This window comes from Nitratireductor sp. StC3 (genome assembly GCF_003015025.1).
Taxonomy (GTDB): domain Bacteria; phylum Pseudomonadota; class Alphaproteobacteria; order Rhizobiales; family Rhizobiaceae; genus Mangrovimarina; species Mangrovimarina alexandrii.
Genome location: NZ_PYBP01000003.1, coordinates 167397 through 181266, shown reverse-complemented (window position 1 = coordinate 181266; position 13870 = coordinate 167397). Strand labels below are relative to the sequence as shown.

11 protein-coding genes are annotated in these 13870 nt (G+C 65.9%); 7 read left to right on the top strand and 4 right to left on the bottom strand.

Annotation, left to right across the window (positions count from 1 at the left end):
• The first annotated feature begins 189 nt into the window (after window positions 1–189).
• Window positions 190–1470, top strand: a complete 1281-nt coding sequence (locus tag C7T96_RS08030) for a hemolysin family protein (RefSeq protein ID WP_106570689.1) — start codon at window positions 190–192, stop codon at window positions 1468–1470.
• A gap of 219 nt (window positions 1471–1689) precedes the next feature.
• On the top strand, window positions 1690–3402 hold the full coding sequence (locus tag C7T96_RS08025; RefSeq protein WP_106570688.1) for a tetratricopeptide repeat protein: 1713 nt from the start codon (window positions 1690–1692) through the stop codon (window positions 3400–3402).
• A 60-nt stretch (window positions 3403–3462) separates the two neighbouring features.
• Here the strand turns inward: C7T96_RS08025 and groL are convergent, their stop codons facing one another.
• From groL to C7T96_RS08005, 4 genes are all read right to left on the bottom strand, one after another.
• Window positions 3463–5115: a chaperonin GroEL gene (gene groL, locus C7T96_RS08020; RefSeq protein ID WP_106570687.1), complete on the bottom strand. Its 1653-nt coding sequence runs from the start codon at window positions 5113–5115 to the stop codon at window positions 3463–3465.
• A 60-nt stretch (window positions 5116–5175) separates the two neighbouring features.
• Window positions 5176–5472 carry a co-chaperone GroES gene (gene groES / locus C7T96_RS08015; RefSeq protein ID WP_106570944.1) on the bottom strand — a complete coding sequence of 99 codons (297 nt, stop codon included), beginning with the start codon at window positions 5470–5472 and terminating at the stop codon, window positions 5176–5178.
• 446 nt (window positions 5473–5918) lie between these two features.
• Window positions 5919–7811, bottom strand: coding sequence for a TadE/TadG family type IV pilus assembly protein (locus C7T96_RS08010; RefSeq protein ID WP_106570686.1), 1893 nt, complete (start codon window positions 7809–7811; stop codon window positions 5919–5921).
• A gap of 119 nt (window positions 7812–7930) precedes the next feature.
• A complete protein-coding gene (locus C7T96_RS08005) occupies window positions 7931–9142 on the bottom strand; it encodes an EAL domain-containing protein (protein WP_245414109.1) in 1212 nt (403 codons plus the stop codon).
• Between the two features lie 157 nt (window positions 9143–9299).
• Here C7T96_RS08005 and C7T96_RS08000 point away from each other — a divergent pair, with 157 nt between their 5' ends.
• The 5 genes from C7T96_RS08000 (at window position 9300) to C7T96_RS07980 (ending at window position 13670) form a co-directional block, all read left to right on the top strand.
• Complete coding sequence (locus C7T96_RS08000) at window positions 9300–10160, top strand: TIGR01459 family HAD-type hydrolase (protein ID WP_106570684.1); 861 nt, start codon at window positions 9300–9302, stop codon at window positions 10158–10160.
• A 25-nt stretch (window positions 10161–10185) separates the two neighbouring features.
• A complete protein-coding gene (locus C7T96_RS07995) occupies window positions 10186–11172 on the top strand; it encodes a bifunctional riboflavin kinase/FAD synthetase (RefSeq protein ID WP_106570943.1) in 987 nt (328 codons plus the stop codon).
• Window positions 11173–11291: 119 nt separating this feature from the next.
• Entirely contained in the window at window positions 11292–12089 is a 798-nt protein-coding gene (locus C7T96_RS07990; RefSeq protein ID WP_106570683.1) for a MipA/OmpV family protein, read from the top strand.
• A gap of 79 nt (window positions 12090–12168) precedes the next feature.
• Window positions 12169–12933 carry an SDR family oxidoreductase gene (locus tag C7T96_RS07985; RefSeq protein ID WP_199190432.1) on the top strand — a complete coding sequence of 255 codons (765 nt, stop codon included), beginning with the start codon at window positions 12169–12171 and terminating at the stop codon, window positions 12931–12933.
• Window positions 12930–13670 carry an SDR family NAD(P)-dependent oxidoreductase gene (locus C7T96_RS07980; RefSeq protein ID WP_106570682.1) on the top strand — a complete coding sequence of 247 codons (741 nt, stop codon included), beginning with the start codon at window positions 12930–12932 and terminating at the stop codon, window positions 13668–13670. The genes C7T96_RS07985 and C7T96_RS07980 overlap by 4 nt, the downstream gene beginning before the upstream one ends.
• Window positions 13671–13870: the final 200 nt, after the last annotated feature.

The following is a 13870-nucleotide window of genomic DNA, read 5'->3' as shown; positions in this document are numbered from 1 at the left end:
CATGTCGGCGGCGCGTCGGAAATCGATCACATGCCCGAGGAGGCTTCACCGTGGCCAGTGGCCAGCGAGCGGCAGGTGCCTCGACCGACGGCGCAGGTAGCGGCTTGCCGGGCCGCTGTCAACGCCGCCGGCGCGTGCTGGGCGGCATTTACATTGACCGTGCGTCGATGCCGGGCTAGTCGAGACCGCATGCTCGAGCTCGTCATCGCCGCCGTCCTGATCGTCCTCAACGGTGTCTTCGCCCTGTCGGAACTGGCCGTGGTGTCGGCGCGCCGGCCGCGTCTGCAGCTCCTGGAGGCACGGGGGCGGCGCGGCGCCAAGGCGGCGCTCAGGCTTTCGCAGGATCCGGGCAAGTTCTTGTCGACCGTCCAGATCGGCATCACCCTGGTCGGCATTCTTGCGGGCGCGTTTTCCGGCGCCGCACTCGGCGAGCGGCTGAGCGTCATCCTGGTGGAGGCGGGGGTTCCGGCCAGCAGCGCGGGGCTTGCCGGCTACGCGATCGTGATCGCCGCCATCACCTTCTTTTCGCTGTTGATCGGCGAACTCGTTCCCAAGCATCTCGCGCTCAAGAATGCCGAGGCTTTCGCCTGCACGATGGCGCCGGCGATGACGCTTCTGTCCAAGATCGCGGCGCCGCTGGTATGGCTGCTCGACAAATGCACCAAGGGGGTGCTGTTCGTGCTCGGCATGTCGGCGGAGACCCAGAGCGCCATCACCGACGAGGAAATCCAGACCCTGGTCGCGGAGGCCGAGAGCGCCGGCGTGATCGACAGCGCCGAGCAGGCGATGATCGCCGGCGTGATGCGGCTCGGCGACCGCAATGTGCGCGCCCTGATGACGCCGCGCACCGAGGTCGAGATGCTGAATGTTGCGATGGGCGAAGCGGCGCTGCGCAAGGCTGTGGCCTCGGCGGCGACCCACTCGATCATGCCGGTTCACGAAGGCGATACCGACCAGCCTGTCGGCGTGGTTCGGCTGCGCGACCTGGTCGGACCGATCAGTTCAAAGCGCAAGTTCGACCTGAAAAAACACATGCTCGCCGCGCCGGTGATCCCCGACACGCTCGGCGCGCTCGGCGTCCTGCGCGTCCTACGCGACGCCGATGTGCCGATGGCGTTGGTGCATGACGAGTTCGGTCATTTCGAGGGCGTCGTCACGCCGGCCGACATTCTCGACGCCATTGCGGGTGCCTTCCGCTCCGACCTCGATAGCGGCGAGCCGGAGGCAAAGCAAAGAGCGGATGGCTCCTGGCTGCTGAGCGGGGCAATGCCGGCCGACGAAATGGCCGCACTGCTTTATCTCGAACTGCCGGAACGGCCGGGTTACGACACCGTGGCGGGATTCATACTCCACGGGCTGAAGCGCATTCCCGAGGTCGGCGAGATCATGGAGCTTCAGGGCTGGCGCTTCGAGGTCGTGGACCTCGACGGCCGCCGCATCGACAAGGTGTTGGCCAGCCGCGAGGCCTAGCGGGACGTAGGGGGCTACGGCTTGCGCCATGTCGCGCAACCCTGCCGCTGTCTAACTGCAGCGTATCGTTGGGCATGCGGTATGCTTTCTTGCCTCGACGAATTCTTGCCCGGTGGCCCGAAGGGCAAATCTCTCCCAGCAGTTGTATTGGTTTGGGTCTGGCCTATCATGCGCAGGCGAAGGACATGACGTCGTCTCGACTTATGGGGGGGAGGGCATTTGGAGGATTCGGCAAGCTTTCTGTCTGAATTTTTCGGCTTCTGGCCAGGCGTATGGGCAAGTTTCTGGCAGCTTTCAGATGTCGAGAAATTGACCAACGCATTGGCTCTTCTCGCGCCGGTGTCCGTCCTCTGGGGCTTTACCGTGCGGCGGTTCCTACGAAGCGCGAAGCAGGATCTGGAAGAACAGATAGAAGGATTGAAGATACAAAATCTTGCGCTTGAATCTGCCAACAAGCGGGACAAGGCCGAAATAGCCGAACGAGACGCCAGGCTGCGTGAGCTGTCCTTTGCGGTCCTGTCGGAAGCGCGCAAGCTTGCCGAAGCAGAGCGCAGAGACGGCAACGAGGAGCGCGCGATAGCCAAGCTGCGCGACAGCTTCGAGACCGTTCGACCGGACCTCACACGCGTGTGCGCGGATCTCTCCCTTCACCACGCGTCGATTGCGGCAGATTTCGGCAATCATCATCTTGCCGAGGCCGTCCGCCTGGCCGACATCGCACTGCTGCTTACGCCCGGTGATGCGGAAGCGGCCGACATTCGCGACCAACTTGTCGAAATCGATGCTGAAACCGCACAAAATGCCGGCGCGTATGACCCGCTCGATCCCAAATGGGACGATGCGCGATTTTTTATGTATTCAGGGTCCACGGACGAAGCGGCCCCGGTTTTCGAGGCATTGCTGGCTAAGGGGATTGCCGCCAACGAGGCGGGCCACCATCGGCGCGGCGAGCGCATCTTGAGACGGGCCTGCCGGATCGGGGCGAGGCTCTACGGTGAACTTGACGAACGAACACTTCGCGCTGCCTGGCCGTGGCTGCAGGCCCTCGATGTCTTGAATCTCGCCAATCAGACCTTGGACCTCAGCACGAGCCTCTCCCGTCGGTTGCAGGCGGGGACGGTCTTGAGGGCCGCCGCGGACTTTTACCGAGCGCGGGCGCTGCATTCGCTCGGGCGCTTTTCCGAAGCGCTCGAGATCGTCAACCTGAATATCGAGGCATGGACGCGATTGCGGGGGAGCGATGATCGCGAAACCCTGGCCAATCGCTATCTGCGTACGCTTTTGCTGAGCGAGATTGGCGAGACGGAGAATGCGCTGTCGGAGATCGCGGTGCTGTTGCCCGCTACGGAACGTGTCGAGGGAAAAGATCGCCCCGACACGCTGGGAACCCGCCTGCTGCGCGCCATTCTGCTGCAAGCGGCCGGCCAGACAAATAGCGCGCTCGCGGATGTGGATGCGCTTTTGCCCATCGCAGAGCGGGTCAACGGACCGAAACATCCCAGCACGCTGGCGACGCGCCAACTGCACGCGTGGCTGCTGAAAGATAGCGGCGAGCCCAAGAAAGCGCTCGCGGAAGTCGCGGCAATTCTGCCGATCCTGGAGCGTCTCAACGGTCCCGAACATCCCAGCACGCTTGCGTCGCGACAATTGCGCGCGTCGTTGCGTCATGATTTGGGCGACACCGCCGCGGCCCTCCAAGAAGCCGAGCTGCTGTTGGCCATCCTGGAGCGCGTCAACGGATCAAAGCATCCGGATACTCTTCGTGCGCGGTGGCTAAGGGCCAAGATATGTGCGCCCGCCGACAAGGAAGGCGCAGTCTCTGAATTGGAAGATATTGCGCCGCTCATCCTCGCCAAGCGCGGCGAGAACCATCGTCATTATAAGGATGCGGTGGATCTGCTGGGCAAGCTGCGGTCTGGCAACGAAGGCTGAAGTAACAAAAAGGGCGGCATCGCTGCCGCCCTTTCAGACTGTTTCGGCGTTGGGCCGGACTTAGAAGTCCATGCCACCCATGCCGCCCATGCCACCCATGCCGCCGCCGGGCATGGCCGGAGCAGCCGCTTCCTTCTGCGGCTTCTCGGCGATCATGGCTTCGGTGGTGACCAGCAGGCCGGCGACGGAGGCCGCGTCCTGCAGGGCCGTGCGCACCACCTTGACCGGATCGACGATGCCCATGGCGATCAGGTCGCCATATTCGCCGGTCTGGGCGTTGTAGCCGAAGGTCACCGACTTGTTCTCGAGGATCTTGCCGGCGACGATGGAGGCTTCGTCGCCTGCGTTCTCGGCGATCTGGCGGGCCGGAGACTGGAGCGCACGGCGCACGATGTTGATGCCGGCGTCCTGATCGGCGTTTTCGCCCTTGGCCTTGATGGAGGCCGAAGCGCGCAGCAGCGCCACGCCGCCGCCCGGAACGATGCCTTCCTCGACGGCCGCGCGGGTCGCGTTGAGGGCGTCGTCAACGCGGTCCTTCTTTTCCTTGACCTCGACCTCGGTCGCACCGCCGACGCGGATGACGGCAACGCCGCCGGCGAGCTTGGCCAGACGCTCCTGCAGCTTTTCGCGGTCGTAGTCCGAAGAGGTCTCCTCGATCTGCTGCTTGATCTGGGCGACGCGGCCCTGGATCTCGCCCTTCTTGCCGGCGCCGTCGACGATGGTGGTGTTTTCCTTGTCGATGCGCACGCGTTTGGCGCGGCCGAGCATGTTCAAGTTGACGTTCTCAAGCTTGATGCCGAGATCTTCCGAGATCACCTGGCCGCCGGTGAGGATCGCGATGTCCTCCAGCATGGCCTTGCGGCGATCGCCGAAGCCCGGCGCCTTGACGGCCGCGACCTTCAGGCCGCCGCGCAGCTTGTTGACGACCAGGGTCGCCAGCGCCTCGCCTTCCACGTCCTCGGCGATGATCAGCAGCGGCTTGGACGACTGCACAACCGATTCCAGAACCGGAAGCATGGCCTGCAGGTTGGACAGCTTCTTCTCGTGCAGGAGGATGTAGGCATCCTCGAGCTCGGCCACCATCTTGTCCGGATTGGTGACGAAGTAGGGCGAGAGATAACCGCGGTCGAACTGCATGCCTTCGACGACTTCGAGCTCGGTCTCGGCGGTCTTGGCTTCCTCGACCGTGATCACGCCCTCATTGCCGACCTTCTGCATGGCTTCGGCGATCATCGCGCCGATTTCCTTCTCGCCATTGGCGGAGATGGTGCCGACCTGGGCGACTTCCTCGGAGGTCTTGATCTTCTTGGCCTTCTTGACGAGGTCCGCGGCGATTTCGGCCACGGCCAGATCGATGCCGCGCTTCAGATCCATCGGGTTCATGCCGGCGGCAACCGCCTTGGCGCCCTCGCGCACGATCGACTGGGCCAGAACGGTCGCGGTGGTGGTGCCGTCGCCGGCGATGTCGTTGGTCTTGGAGGCGACTTCACGCACCATCTGTGCGCCCATGTTCTCGAACTTGTCCTCAAGCTCGATTTCCTTGGCGACGGTGACGCCGTCCTTGGTGATGCGCGGCGCGCCGAACGACTTGTCGATGACGACGTTGCGGCCCTTGGGACCGAGCGTCACCTTGACGGCGTTGGCGAGAATGTCGACGCCGCGCAGCATGCGTTCGCGCGCGTCTCGGGAGAACTTCACTTCTTTAGCGGCCATATCCTAACTCCTGGGCTTGCGCCCGAATGTCCGGTTGAATGGTGTTGAAACGGGGATGGGTCAGGCGATCACGCCCATGATGTCAGACTCCTTCATGATCAGGAGATCTTCACCATCGAGCTTCACCTCGGTGCCCGACCATTTGCCGAACAGAACCCGGTCGCCAACCTTGACGTCGAGCGGAACAAGCTTGCCGCTCTCGTCGCGCGCGCCGGAGCCGACGGCGATGATCTCGCCTTCCTGCGGCTTTTCCTTGGCGGTGTCGGGAATGATGATTCCGCCTTTCGTCTTTTCCTCGGATTCGACCCGGCGAACGACCACGCGGTCATGAAGCGGGCGAAACTTCGACTTAGCCATGTGCATATCCTCAATGCGGACGGTGTGACTGGAAATATGTTCCGGCGGACCCGGAAGGCGTTAGCACTCGTCAAAGGAGAGTGCTAACGAGCGCTGAGATAGTTGGTCGGCCGGATCGTGTCAAGGATGGGAAGGGGGCGATTTTGACGGGCTGAAGAGCCGGATCGCCGGGCGCTGGGTGACATCGGTGCGGGGGCCGCGTCAACCACGACCCGCATTTGGGGTTAACGGCAGCGCTCTGCAAGGGGCGGGCGCGCGGCTTTGCCGGGGCAGCCGATGATGCGCGGTGCGGTATGGTGTGGAGCGCTGGCTGCCGGTTTCGGCGGTCGGGACTGGCGTGTCGGCCGGTCGTTTGCGGCGGTATGTGCCCGGCGGCGCTGGAAGCGGGCGGCAAGGTTTGCGGTTTGCCGCCCGGCGCGCGGGCCGCACCGGTCCCGGCGCGTCGCCTATCCCACGATGCGCAGATTGGACAATTCGTCGGCGATTTCCTCGAATTTTTCCGCGAGATTGCCGCCGGTGGCGTTCCAGTACAGCTTCGCCGCCTTGGACGGATTGTCCGGATCCTTGCGGAAGCGGGATTCCGATGCGCATTCCTTCAGCGCCTGGATGGCGTCCCTTTCGCCCGACTTGCTTTCGCTCAGGTCGAGCGACACGGTCATCAGGATCAGCCCCTCGGACTTGGCGTTGTCGCAGAGCTGCTGCATGTGGTTGTTCATGGCCGCCGTGTAGTTGTCGTTATAATAGCCGGACTTGTTGATGCCGGTGCCGGTTCCCATCAACAGCCGGGTGAAGGAGGCGCCGGGTTGGGACTTTGCGGTGTAGCCGTAGGCGGAATAGATCGATTTGTTGTCGGCATCGTCGGAATGACCGAGCGAGCCGGGGGTGTAGTAGGTGTTTTCCCCGTCGGTCAGCACGATCACCACCTTGTCGTTGCCGTTTTCGGAATCGGGCCGGCCTTCGCTGAAGGGGGCGGCGCCGGAAACGACGCGCCAGCCCCAGGCCAGGCCTTCGGGCACATTGGTGCCTCCGTTGGGGCTCATGTCGTCGATCGCATCGTTGATCTCGTTGAGGCCCGCGGTCGTGGTTACGTCGACCAGCGGCGTGATCGGCTTGGTCGTGCACGAATAGTTGGGGCCTTCGCCGTTGCCGGCCGCGCTGGAGGACGAAGAGGGCGTGAAATATTTCCACATGAAGCCCTGCCGGTAGGCCGAGCTGCCCGACGTCGCGTCCGACCAGTAGCTGTTCGACGCCCGCCCGCCATAGGTCAGGTCGGTCTCGTCAGGCGCGAACATGGGCACGAACAGCGTCGCCGGGGTGCTTTTGTTCGGCGCCGCATCGTTGGTGTTGTACGGATAGGGGCGGGCTTCCACACAGCCTTGCCAGTTGGCGTAGGAACCATAGGTGTATGTGTATTCGCCGTTGTCGACCCAGCCGTATGTCTTACACCTGCCCCTCCTATAGCGGGTACAAACATATTCCCAGTTGCTTTCCCAGGTGCTGCCCGTGATGCGCTGCATCTCGTCGAGGAGGGTGAACCGGGTGACGATGGCACCGTCTTCGTCCTGCCAGCCGTCGCCGCTCTTGACGTAGACCCCGCCCGCCGGCACGACCTTCTTGTCGTTCGGCATCGTCGACCAGTCGAAATTCTCGTGGTGGATCGGCGAGCGGCCCTCGGTATCCATCCAGTCCGCGCCGGCATTGCCCGGCCCGACATTGACGGAGGCGGCGAACGGCACCAGTCCGAACTGAACCGGCTTGGCCACCTGTTTCATCTGTTCGGCTTCGTCGGCGAGCTTCTTGACGAGCTGTTTGGCGGCGTCCTTGAGCAGCGAGATGCGCTTCTTGCCGGATCCCGAACCCTTATAGTCCATCGAGCCCGAATTATCGAGCACCAGAGCCACCTCGAGCGTGTTCTTCAGCCTGACCTGGGTCTTGGCGGCAAAATTGATCTCGCCGATTTCGGCGCCCAGCAGATTGCCGAAGGCCGACAGGAAATAGGGCTCGTAGGGGTGTTCGGCCTCGATGGTCAAAAGACCGCCGCCCTGCTTGCTCGCGGGCAGGATGACGTTGAACTTGGTCTTTGAGGTGTCGGCGTCGGGCATATTGGCCTTGAAGAAGGCGAGCGCGTATCGTTTGGCCTCGTCCTCGTCGGCGCCTTCCACGATGCGGCGGGCCGTGGCGATCCCGGCCGCGTCGAGCGCGTTCAAGGTGGTGGCGCGCTGACGGGTGATCTCGGCATAGTCGATCGCCAGCGCCAGCCCGCCCATGATCGGCACGATGGCGATGGCTGTGGCGATCATGTAGTCGCCGCGTCTGTCGCGAAGGAACTTCCGAAGCATCGTCTTTGCACCCCTGCAATCCTATGTCTGAGGGAGAATGACAGAAGCCCGCTAAAATGCGGTTTGTGCAAAGGCTCGAATTGTCGAATAGAGGTTCAGCCGCCGTTAACCCTGCGCCGTCAGGCGACCCGCCCTATGCCGGACCGCACGCGCCGCGGCGGCGAGAAGCGGTCGCCGACCATGAGATCGATGCCCAGATCGAGCAGGTTGACCGCGTCCTCGTCATTCGACACGCCGGTCGCGATCACCTGGATCCCGCTCTCGGCGGCGGCGTTGATAATGTCGAGCCCGGTCGGGTCGCGGCGGCGCTTTTTGGTGCGGTCGAGCAGCCGGTCCGCCTCCAGCTTCAGATGACCGACCTGCAGCCCGCGCAGGGCGGGCAGCGCCTTCGTCGACCCGTCCCAGCCCTCGGCGGCGAGTGCCACGCCGGTTTCCAGCAACGTCTCCAGTGCCTCGCGCAAAGGCGCAGCCGCATCGGTCAGTACGGCGGACGGCACCGACAACACCACAAGCCGGCTCAGCGGCGGATGCAAGGTCAGGAACTCGATCGCCCGACGCAGCTCGTCGCCGTCCTGCAAGAGGCTTTCGGAGATCGGACAGTGCAGCGGCGTGGCCTCGCCGTCTGTTCCCAAAAGGCGGCGCGCGGCTTCCGCGGCGCGGCTTATCAGGAGACGTTCCAGCCTGGCGCGCGGCAGATCGGCGGTGTCGGCGATCCGGCCGACATTGACCGTTTCGCCGTTTTCCAGCGCGATCAGCACGAAGACGTCGAAACCGGCGGCCGCGTTGGCGCTGACGGAAACGATCGGTTGCAGGCTGAGCTCCAGGCGCTCCTGGGTCAGCGCGCGCGACAGGGCAAGCTCGACGGCGCGGTCGTCCTGGTTGGTTTGACCGGCGGGCTCGGTTTGCGCCGGTTTCGGCCGGACGGCGGTGATGGACACAACGTTGGGCGTGTCCGCCTCGCGCTCGTCGCGTTCGGCGACCCGTTGCGACAGCGTTTCGATTTCGCCGCGAATGGTTTCCTGCATCTGCGCGATCGTGCCGGCGCTGGAACTGCTCGTCGAGGCCACCTGCCTCAGGGCGTGGTCGACGGAGCGCAGCAGGATTTCGAACTGGTCGGCGATGCGTTTGGCGCGCAAATGGGCGACAAGCGCCAACACCAGGGCAAGAAGCGAGGCCGCGAGCGCGGCGCCGGCGAGCAGGACGGCGGTCGAGACCGCGCCCTCGGCGGCGTGAGCGGGCGTCGGTCCGGCCGTCAAGGCTGCCGCGAGCAGGCCGGCAGCCACCCGGACGCGGCTTTTGCCCCGATCATTTTTCCCGCACAGGCGCGTCACGGCCAAACCCGTCTCCACTCCGTCCACAGGCTGCAGTTTCCCATGAGCGGCGCGCCAGGTTAAGCGAAACCTGATGACACGGTGAACCGGTTCGGTTAATTCCCGGTGCCGAGCGCGCCCGTCCGGGCGGGTGTCCCCGATCCGCAGGCGGAGTTTCATGTCCAACTTACCGATCACGCTCGACAGGCTCGACGATATTTGCGGGCGCTACCGCGTGATCCTGTGCGATGTATGGGGCGTGGTTCACAACGGCGTCCATGTTTTCGCCGACGCGGTTGCCGCGTTGCAGCGCGCACGCCATGCCGGAAAGATCGTCGTGCTGGTGACCAACGCGCCGCGTCCGCGACGGGAGGTGGAGGTGCAGTTGCGCGCGCTCGGCGTTCCGGCCGACGCCTATGACCGGCTGGTCACCTCGGGCGATGCCACCCGCGACCTGATCCGCTCCGGTCCGCGGCGGGTGTTCCATCTCGGCGCGGAGCGCGACCTGCCGCTGTTTGACGGGATCGATGTCGAACTCGTCGAGGAGCCGGAGGCGTCCGCGGTGATATGCACCGGCTTCGTCGACGACGAAACCGAAGGCCCGGACGATTATGCCGAGATGCTGATGCGCTTTCGCGCCCGCGACCTGCCGATGGTGTGCGCCAATCCCGACATCGTGGTGGAACGCGGCGACCGGCTCGTGTGGTGCGCGGGCGCGCTGGCGCGCGACTACGGGCTGCGCGGCGGCCGGACCCTGATCGCCGGCAAGCCGCACCGCCCGATCTACGAACTGGCGCTGGCCGAGGCGAGCGAGATAGCCGGAGAACCGATCGGCGCCGACCGGGCGCTCGCGATCGGCGACGGCATCCTGACCGACATCAAGGGCGCCGCGCAGAACGATATCGACGCGCTTTACATTTCCGGCGGCATTCATGCGCGCGATTACGGCGAGCCCGGCCGGCCCGACCCGGAGCGGCTCGCAGCCTTTCTCGCCAAGCATGGCCACGACCCGGTCGCGGTCATGCCGCATTTGCGCTGAGGGGTGTCGGGCACGGATGCCGCACATGAACCAGACCGGTTTCGCCCGCCTTGCCGATGTCGCCGACTTGCCGTCCGGCTGGCGCGGCGGCGTGGTTGCGATCGGCAATTTCGACGGCGTCCATCGCGGTCACCAGGTCGTTCTGGGCAGGGCATTGGCCGAAGCGAAGCAGCGCGACGCTCCGGCTCTGGCGCTGACCTTCGAGCCGCATCCGCGCACGCTGTTCCGCCCCGAGGAGCCGGTCTTCCGGCTGACGCCGGCGCCGCTCAAGGCCGGGCTTCTGGCCGCCATCGGTTTCGACGCGGTCGTCGAGCAACGCTTTGACCGCGCCTTCGCCGACCAGGATGCCGAGCAATTCGTCCAGCATGTGCTGGTCGGCGGCCTGGGCATCGCCCATGCCGTGACCGGTTTCGACTTTCATTTCGGCCGCAACCGCCAGGGCGATCCGGCCTATCTGAAGGCGTCGGGCGCGCGCCACGGCTTCGCGGTCACGCTGGTCGACGCCTTCGGCGACGAGGGTGGCGAGATCATCTCGTCGAGCCGCATCCGCGGGCTTTTGGTCGAGGGCGAGGTGGCGGCCGCCGCCGGCCTGCTCGGCTATCGCCATACGGTCGAGGCCGAGGTGGTGCGCGGCAAGCAGCTCGGCCGCACGCTCGGCTTTCCCACCGCCAATATGGCGCTGCCGCCGCAGACCGCGCTGCGGCACGGCATCTACGCGGTGCGCCTGCGCCGCGCCGACGGCAGCCTGCACGACGGCGTGGCGAGCTTCGGCCGGCGTCCGACGGTCGATGACAATGGCGCGCCGCTGCTGGAGACCTTCGTCTTCGATTTCGACGGCGACCTATACGGGGAGACCTGCCGGGTGTCGCTGTTCGGTTTCCTGCGCGGCGAGGAGAAATTCGCCGATCTCGAGGCGTTGTGCGAGCAGATGCGCCGCGACGAGGCCGAGGCGAGGGCGTTGCTGTCGGGCGTGCGCCCGCTTTCCGAGCTTGACGGCGGGATCGCCTTTTGAGGTGCCTGGACCTGATCCAGGACGCGCCGACACGCGTATGTGAGTGGCGATTAAGAGATGTTTCAGCCTATTGGGATTGAGATAGTGCGGCCGAACGGCGAAATGGGGCAAATACCGTTATGACATACAGGATTTTTGGCACGATGCTGGCCGCGGGACTGGTGCTCGCAGCCTCCGAGGCGAAGGCGGAGGCCTGGTGGTCGGGCGACTGGCATTTGACCGTCGGCGTGGCGCTGTTCACCGCTCCGGATTTCGAAGGCGCCAAGGATTATCTGTTTTCGGCCTCGCCGCTGATCTCGCTCGGCCGGGCCGGCAGTGAAACCCGCTTTTCCTCGCGCAACGACAATATTTCGCTGGCGTTCATCGATACCGGCGATTTCCGCGCCGGCGCGACCGGCAAAATCCTGTTCGGCCGCGATTCCGCCGACTATGCGCCGCTTGTCGGGCTCAGCGACGTGCGCTGGGGCGGCGAGGCCGGCCTGTTCGCGGAAGCCTACCCGCTCGATTGGCTGCGCATTCGCGGCGAGGTGCGCCACGGCATCCGCTCCCATAGCGGCGTGGTCGCCGATCTTGCCGCCGACGCCTTCGTGGATATCACGCCGGCCGTGCGGCTGTCGGGCGGCCCGCGGCTTTCCTTTGCCACCGGCGGTTATTTCGACGCCTATTACGGCGTCAACGCGGTCGAATCCGCGGCAACCGGGCTGGCCGTCTACGATCCGGACGGCGGCCTCAAATCGGCTGGCTTTGGCGGCGCGGTCACCTGGAAGACGACCGAGAAGATAACCACCAGCGTGTTTGCCGAATATACGCGCCTGCTCGGCCCGGCCGCCGATTCCAGCATCGTGCGCCAGACCGGCTCGGCCGATCAGGTGTTGGTCGGCGCCTCGGCCACCTATCGTTTCGACTTTTCCATGTAGGCCTCGGCCGCCGTGCCGGGGCCCTCCGTCACGGCAGCGTGATTTCACCCGTCCGCGAAACCGACTAAGACACGCGGCCATGACACGACGCGCGCCGGCCACGCACCAAGCCCAAGCCGAACCGGGGCTGCGCCCGCCCGGCATGGCCGATCGCGTGCTGATCACCGGCGCCACGTCGGGCATCGGGCTTGCGCTCGCCAACCGGCTTTCGCAGCGCGCGCGGCTGCTTTTGACCGGGCGGAGCCCCGATGAGGCGGTGCGGTCGGTGTTGCCGGCCGATGCCGCCTATGCGCGGGCGGACCAGTCCGCTCCCGAGGCGGCGGTGGCCGAGATCGAGGCCGCGCTTGCCCGGCTCGGCTGGGACGGGCTCGACCTGGCGGTGCTCAATGCCGGCATCGGCTTCGTCGGCGATCCGGCAGACGAGCCGGCCGCGCGCCTGCGCGCCACGCTTGATGCCAATCTGGTCGCGGCCGTGCTGATCAGCCGTGCGCTCTACCCGCGTCTTGCCTCCGGCCGGGGACGGCTGGTGCTCGTCGGTTCGACGGCACGGCGCGGCGCAGCGGATTTCGCCGGCTATGCCGCCTCGAAGGCCGGCCTGCACGGATTGGCGCGCGCGCTCGCCGAGGAATGGCGCGGTCGGGTCGCGGTCAAAATCGTCCATCCCGGCCCGACGGCGACCGCGATGCACGCCAAGGCCGGCCACGATCCCGGCCGGTTTGCGCGCCTGTTCGCCTCCCCGGAGACGATGGCGATGCTGATCGAGCGTGCAGCCGGTTCGGCCCGGCCGGCAACGACGGTGTCGTTTGCTCGCTTTGCCTGGCGACGGGCGCCGAAGCCGCGATGAAATGCGCCCTGGTCACGGGAGCAACGCACGGGCTCGGTCGCGCCTTGGCCGCGCTGCTGGTCGAACGCGGCTATGCGGTGGTTGCGGTCGACCGCGTGGCGGGCGCGGGCCGGGCCGGCGTGACCGATCTTGTGTGCGACCTCGCCGATCGCGACGCCGTCGACCGGATGCTGCCGGGCCTGATAGAGGCCGGCCCGTTCGATCTCGCGTTCTTCAATGCGGGCGTCAGCGCCACCGGCCGGTTCGAGGAGATTCCGGCTGCGGCCTATCGCCGGCTTTTGACCGTGAACGCCGAGACGCCGATGGTGATGGCTGCCGCGTTGATGAAGGCCGGCGCGGTGCGCGGCGGGCTGTGCTTCGTGTCGTCGCTGTCGCATTTCACCGGCTATCCCGGCGCGGCCGCCTACGCCGCCTCCAAGGACGCGCTCGCCGTCTATGCCAGAAGCGTCCGAAAACCCTTCGCCCGCAGGGGCGTTTCGGTCACGCTCGCCTGCCCGGGGCCGCTCAAGACCGAGCATGCGGCCCGGCACGCGCCCGACGGCGCGGACGAAACCATGCGCCTGGAACCGGCCATGGCGGCGCGGGTCATCCTCGACGCGGCGATCAGCGGCCGGCGCCTGGTGGTTCCCGGTCGCAGGGCGCGGCTGGTCGCGCTCGCCGGGCGCGTGCGACCGCAGGCCGTCACACGCTGGATGCGGCGTCTGGTGTTCGAGCGGCTCGGGCGCGCGGTGTGGTGAATTGCGCCCTTTATTCTCGCCGCCGGCTCGGCTAAAGAACGCCATCATGTGGAAAAGCGCTCGCCTTCGCCGGATTGCGATACGAATTACGGGCCCGGCCCTGCGGGCGGCCTGAGGCTGCCGGAAGGTCCGGGTAGTTCTGCGCCTCGCGCATCCCCTTCGTTCTTTTCAGCCCGGCCCGGGCGCCACAGCCCCGCGGC

What these genes read in the sequence shown, in the direction of transcription:
- C7T96_RS08030 (WP_106570689.1), top strand. Translation starts at nt 190, where the DNA reads ATGCTCGAGCTCGTCATCGCCGCCGTCCTGATCGTCCTCAACGGTGTC.
- groL (WP_106570687.1), bottom strand. Translation starts at nt 5,115, where the DNA reads ATGGCCGCTAAAGAAGTGAAGTTCTCCCGAGACGCGCGCGAACGCATG.
- groES (WP_106570944.1), bottom strand. Translation starts at nt 5,472, where the DNA reads ATGGCTAAGTCGAAGTTTCGCCCGCTTCATGACCGCGTGGTCGTTCGC.
- C7T96_RS08010 (WP_106570686.1), bottom strand. Translation starts at nt 7,811, where the DNA reads ATGCTTCGGAAGTTCCTTCGCGACAGACGCGGCGACTACATGATCGCC.
- C7T96_RS08000 (WP_106570684.1), top strand. Translation starts at nt 9,300, where the DNA reads ATGTCCAACTTACCGATCACGCTCGACAGGCTCGACGATATTTGCGGG.
- C7T96_RS07995 (WP_106570943.1), top strand. Translation starts at nt 10,186, where the DNA reads ATGAACCAGACCGGTTTCGCCCGCCTTGCCGATGTCGCCGACTTGCCG.
- C7T96_RS07990 (WP_106570683.1), top strand. Translation starts at nt 11,292, where the DNA reads ATGACATACAGGATTTTTGGCACGATGCTGGCCGCGGGACTGGTGCTC.
- C7T96_RS07985 (WP_199190432.1), top strand. Translation starts at nt 12,169, where the DNA reads ATGACACGACGCGCGCCGGCCACGCACCAAGCCCAAGCCGAACCGGGG.
- C7T96_RS07980 (WP_106570682.1), top strand. Translation starts at nt 12,930, where the DNA reads ATGAAATGCGCCCTGGTCACGGGAGCAACGCACGGGCTCGGTCGCGCC.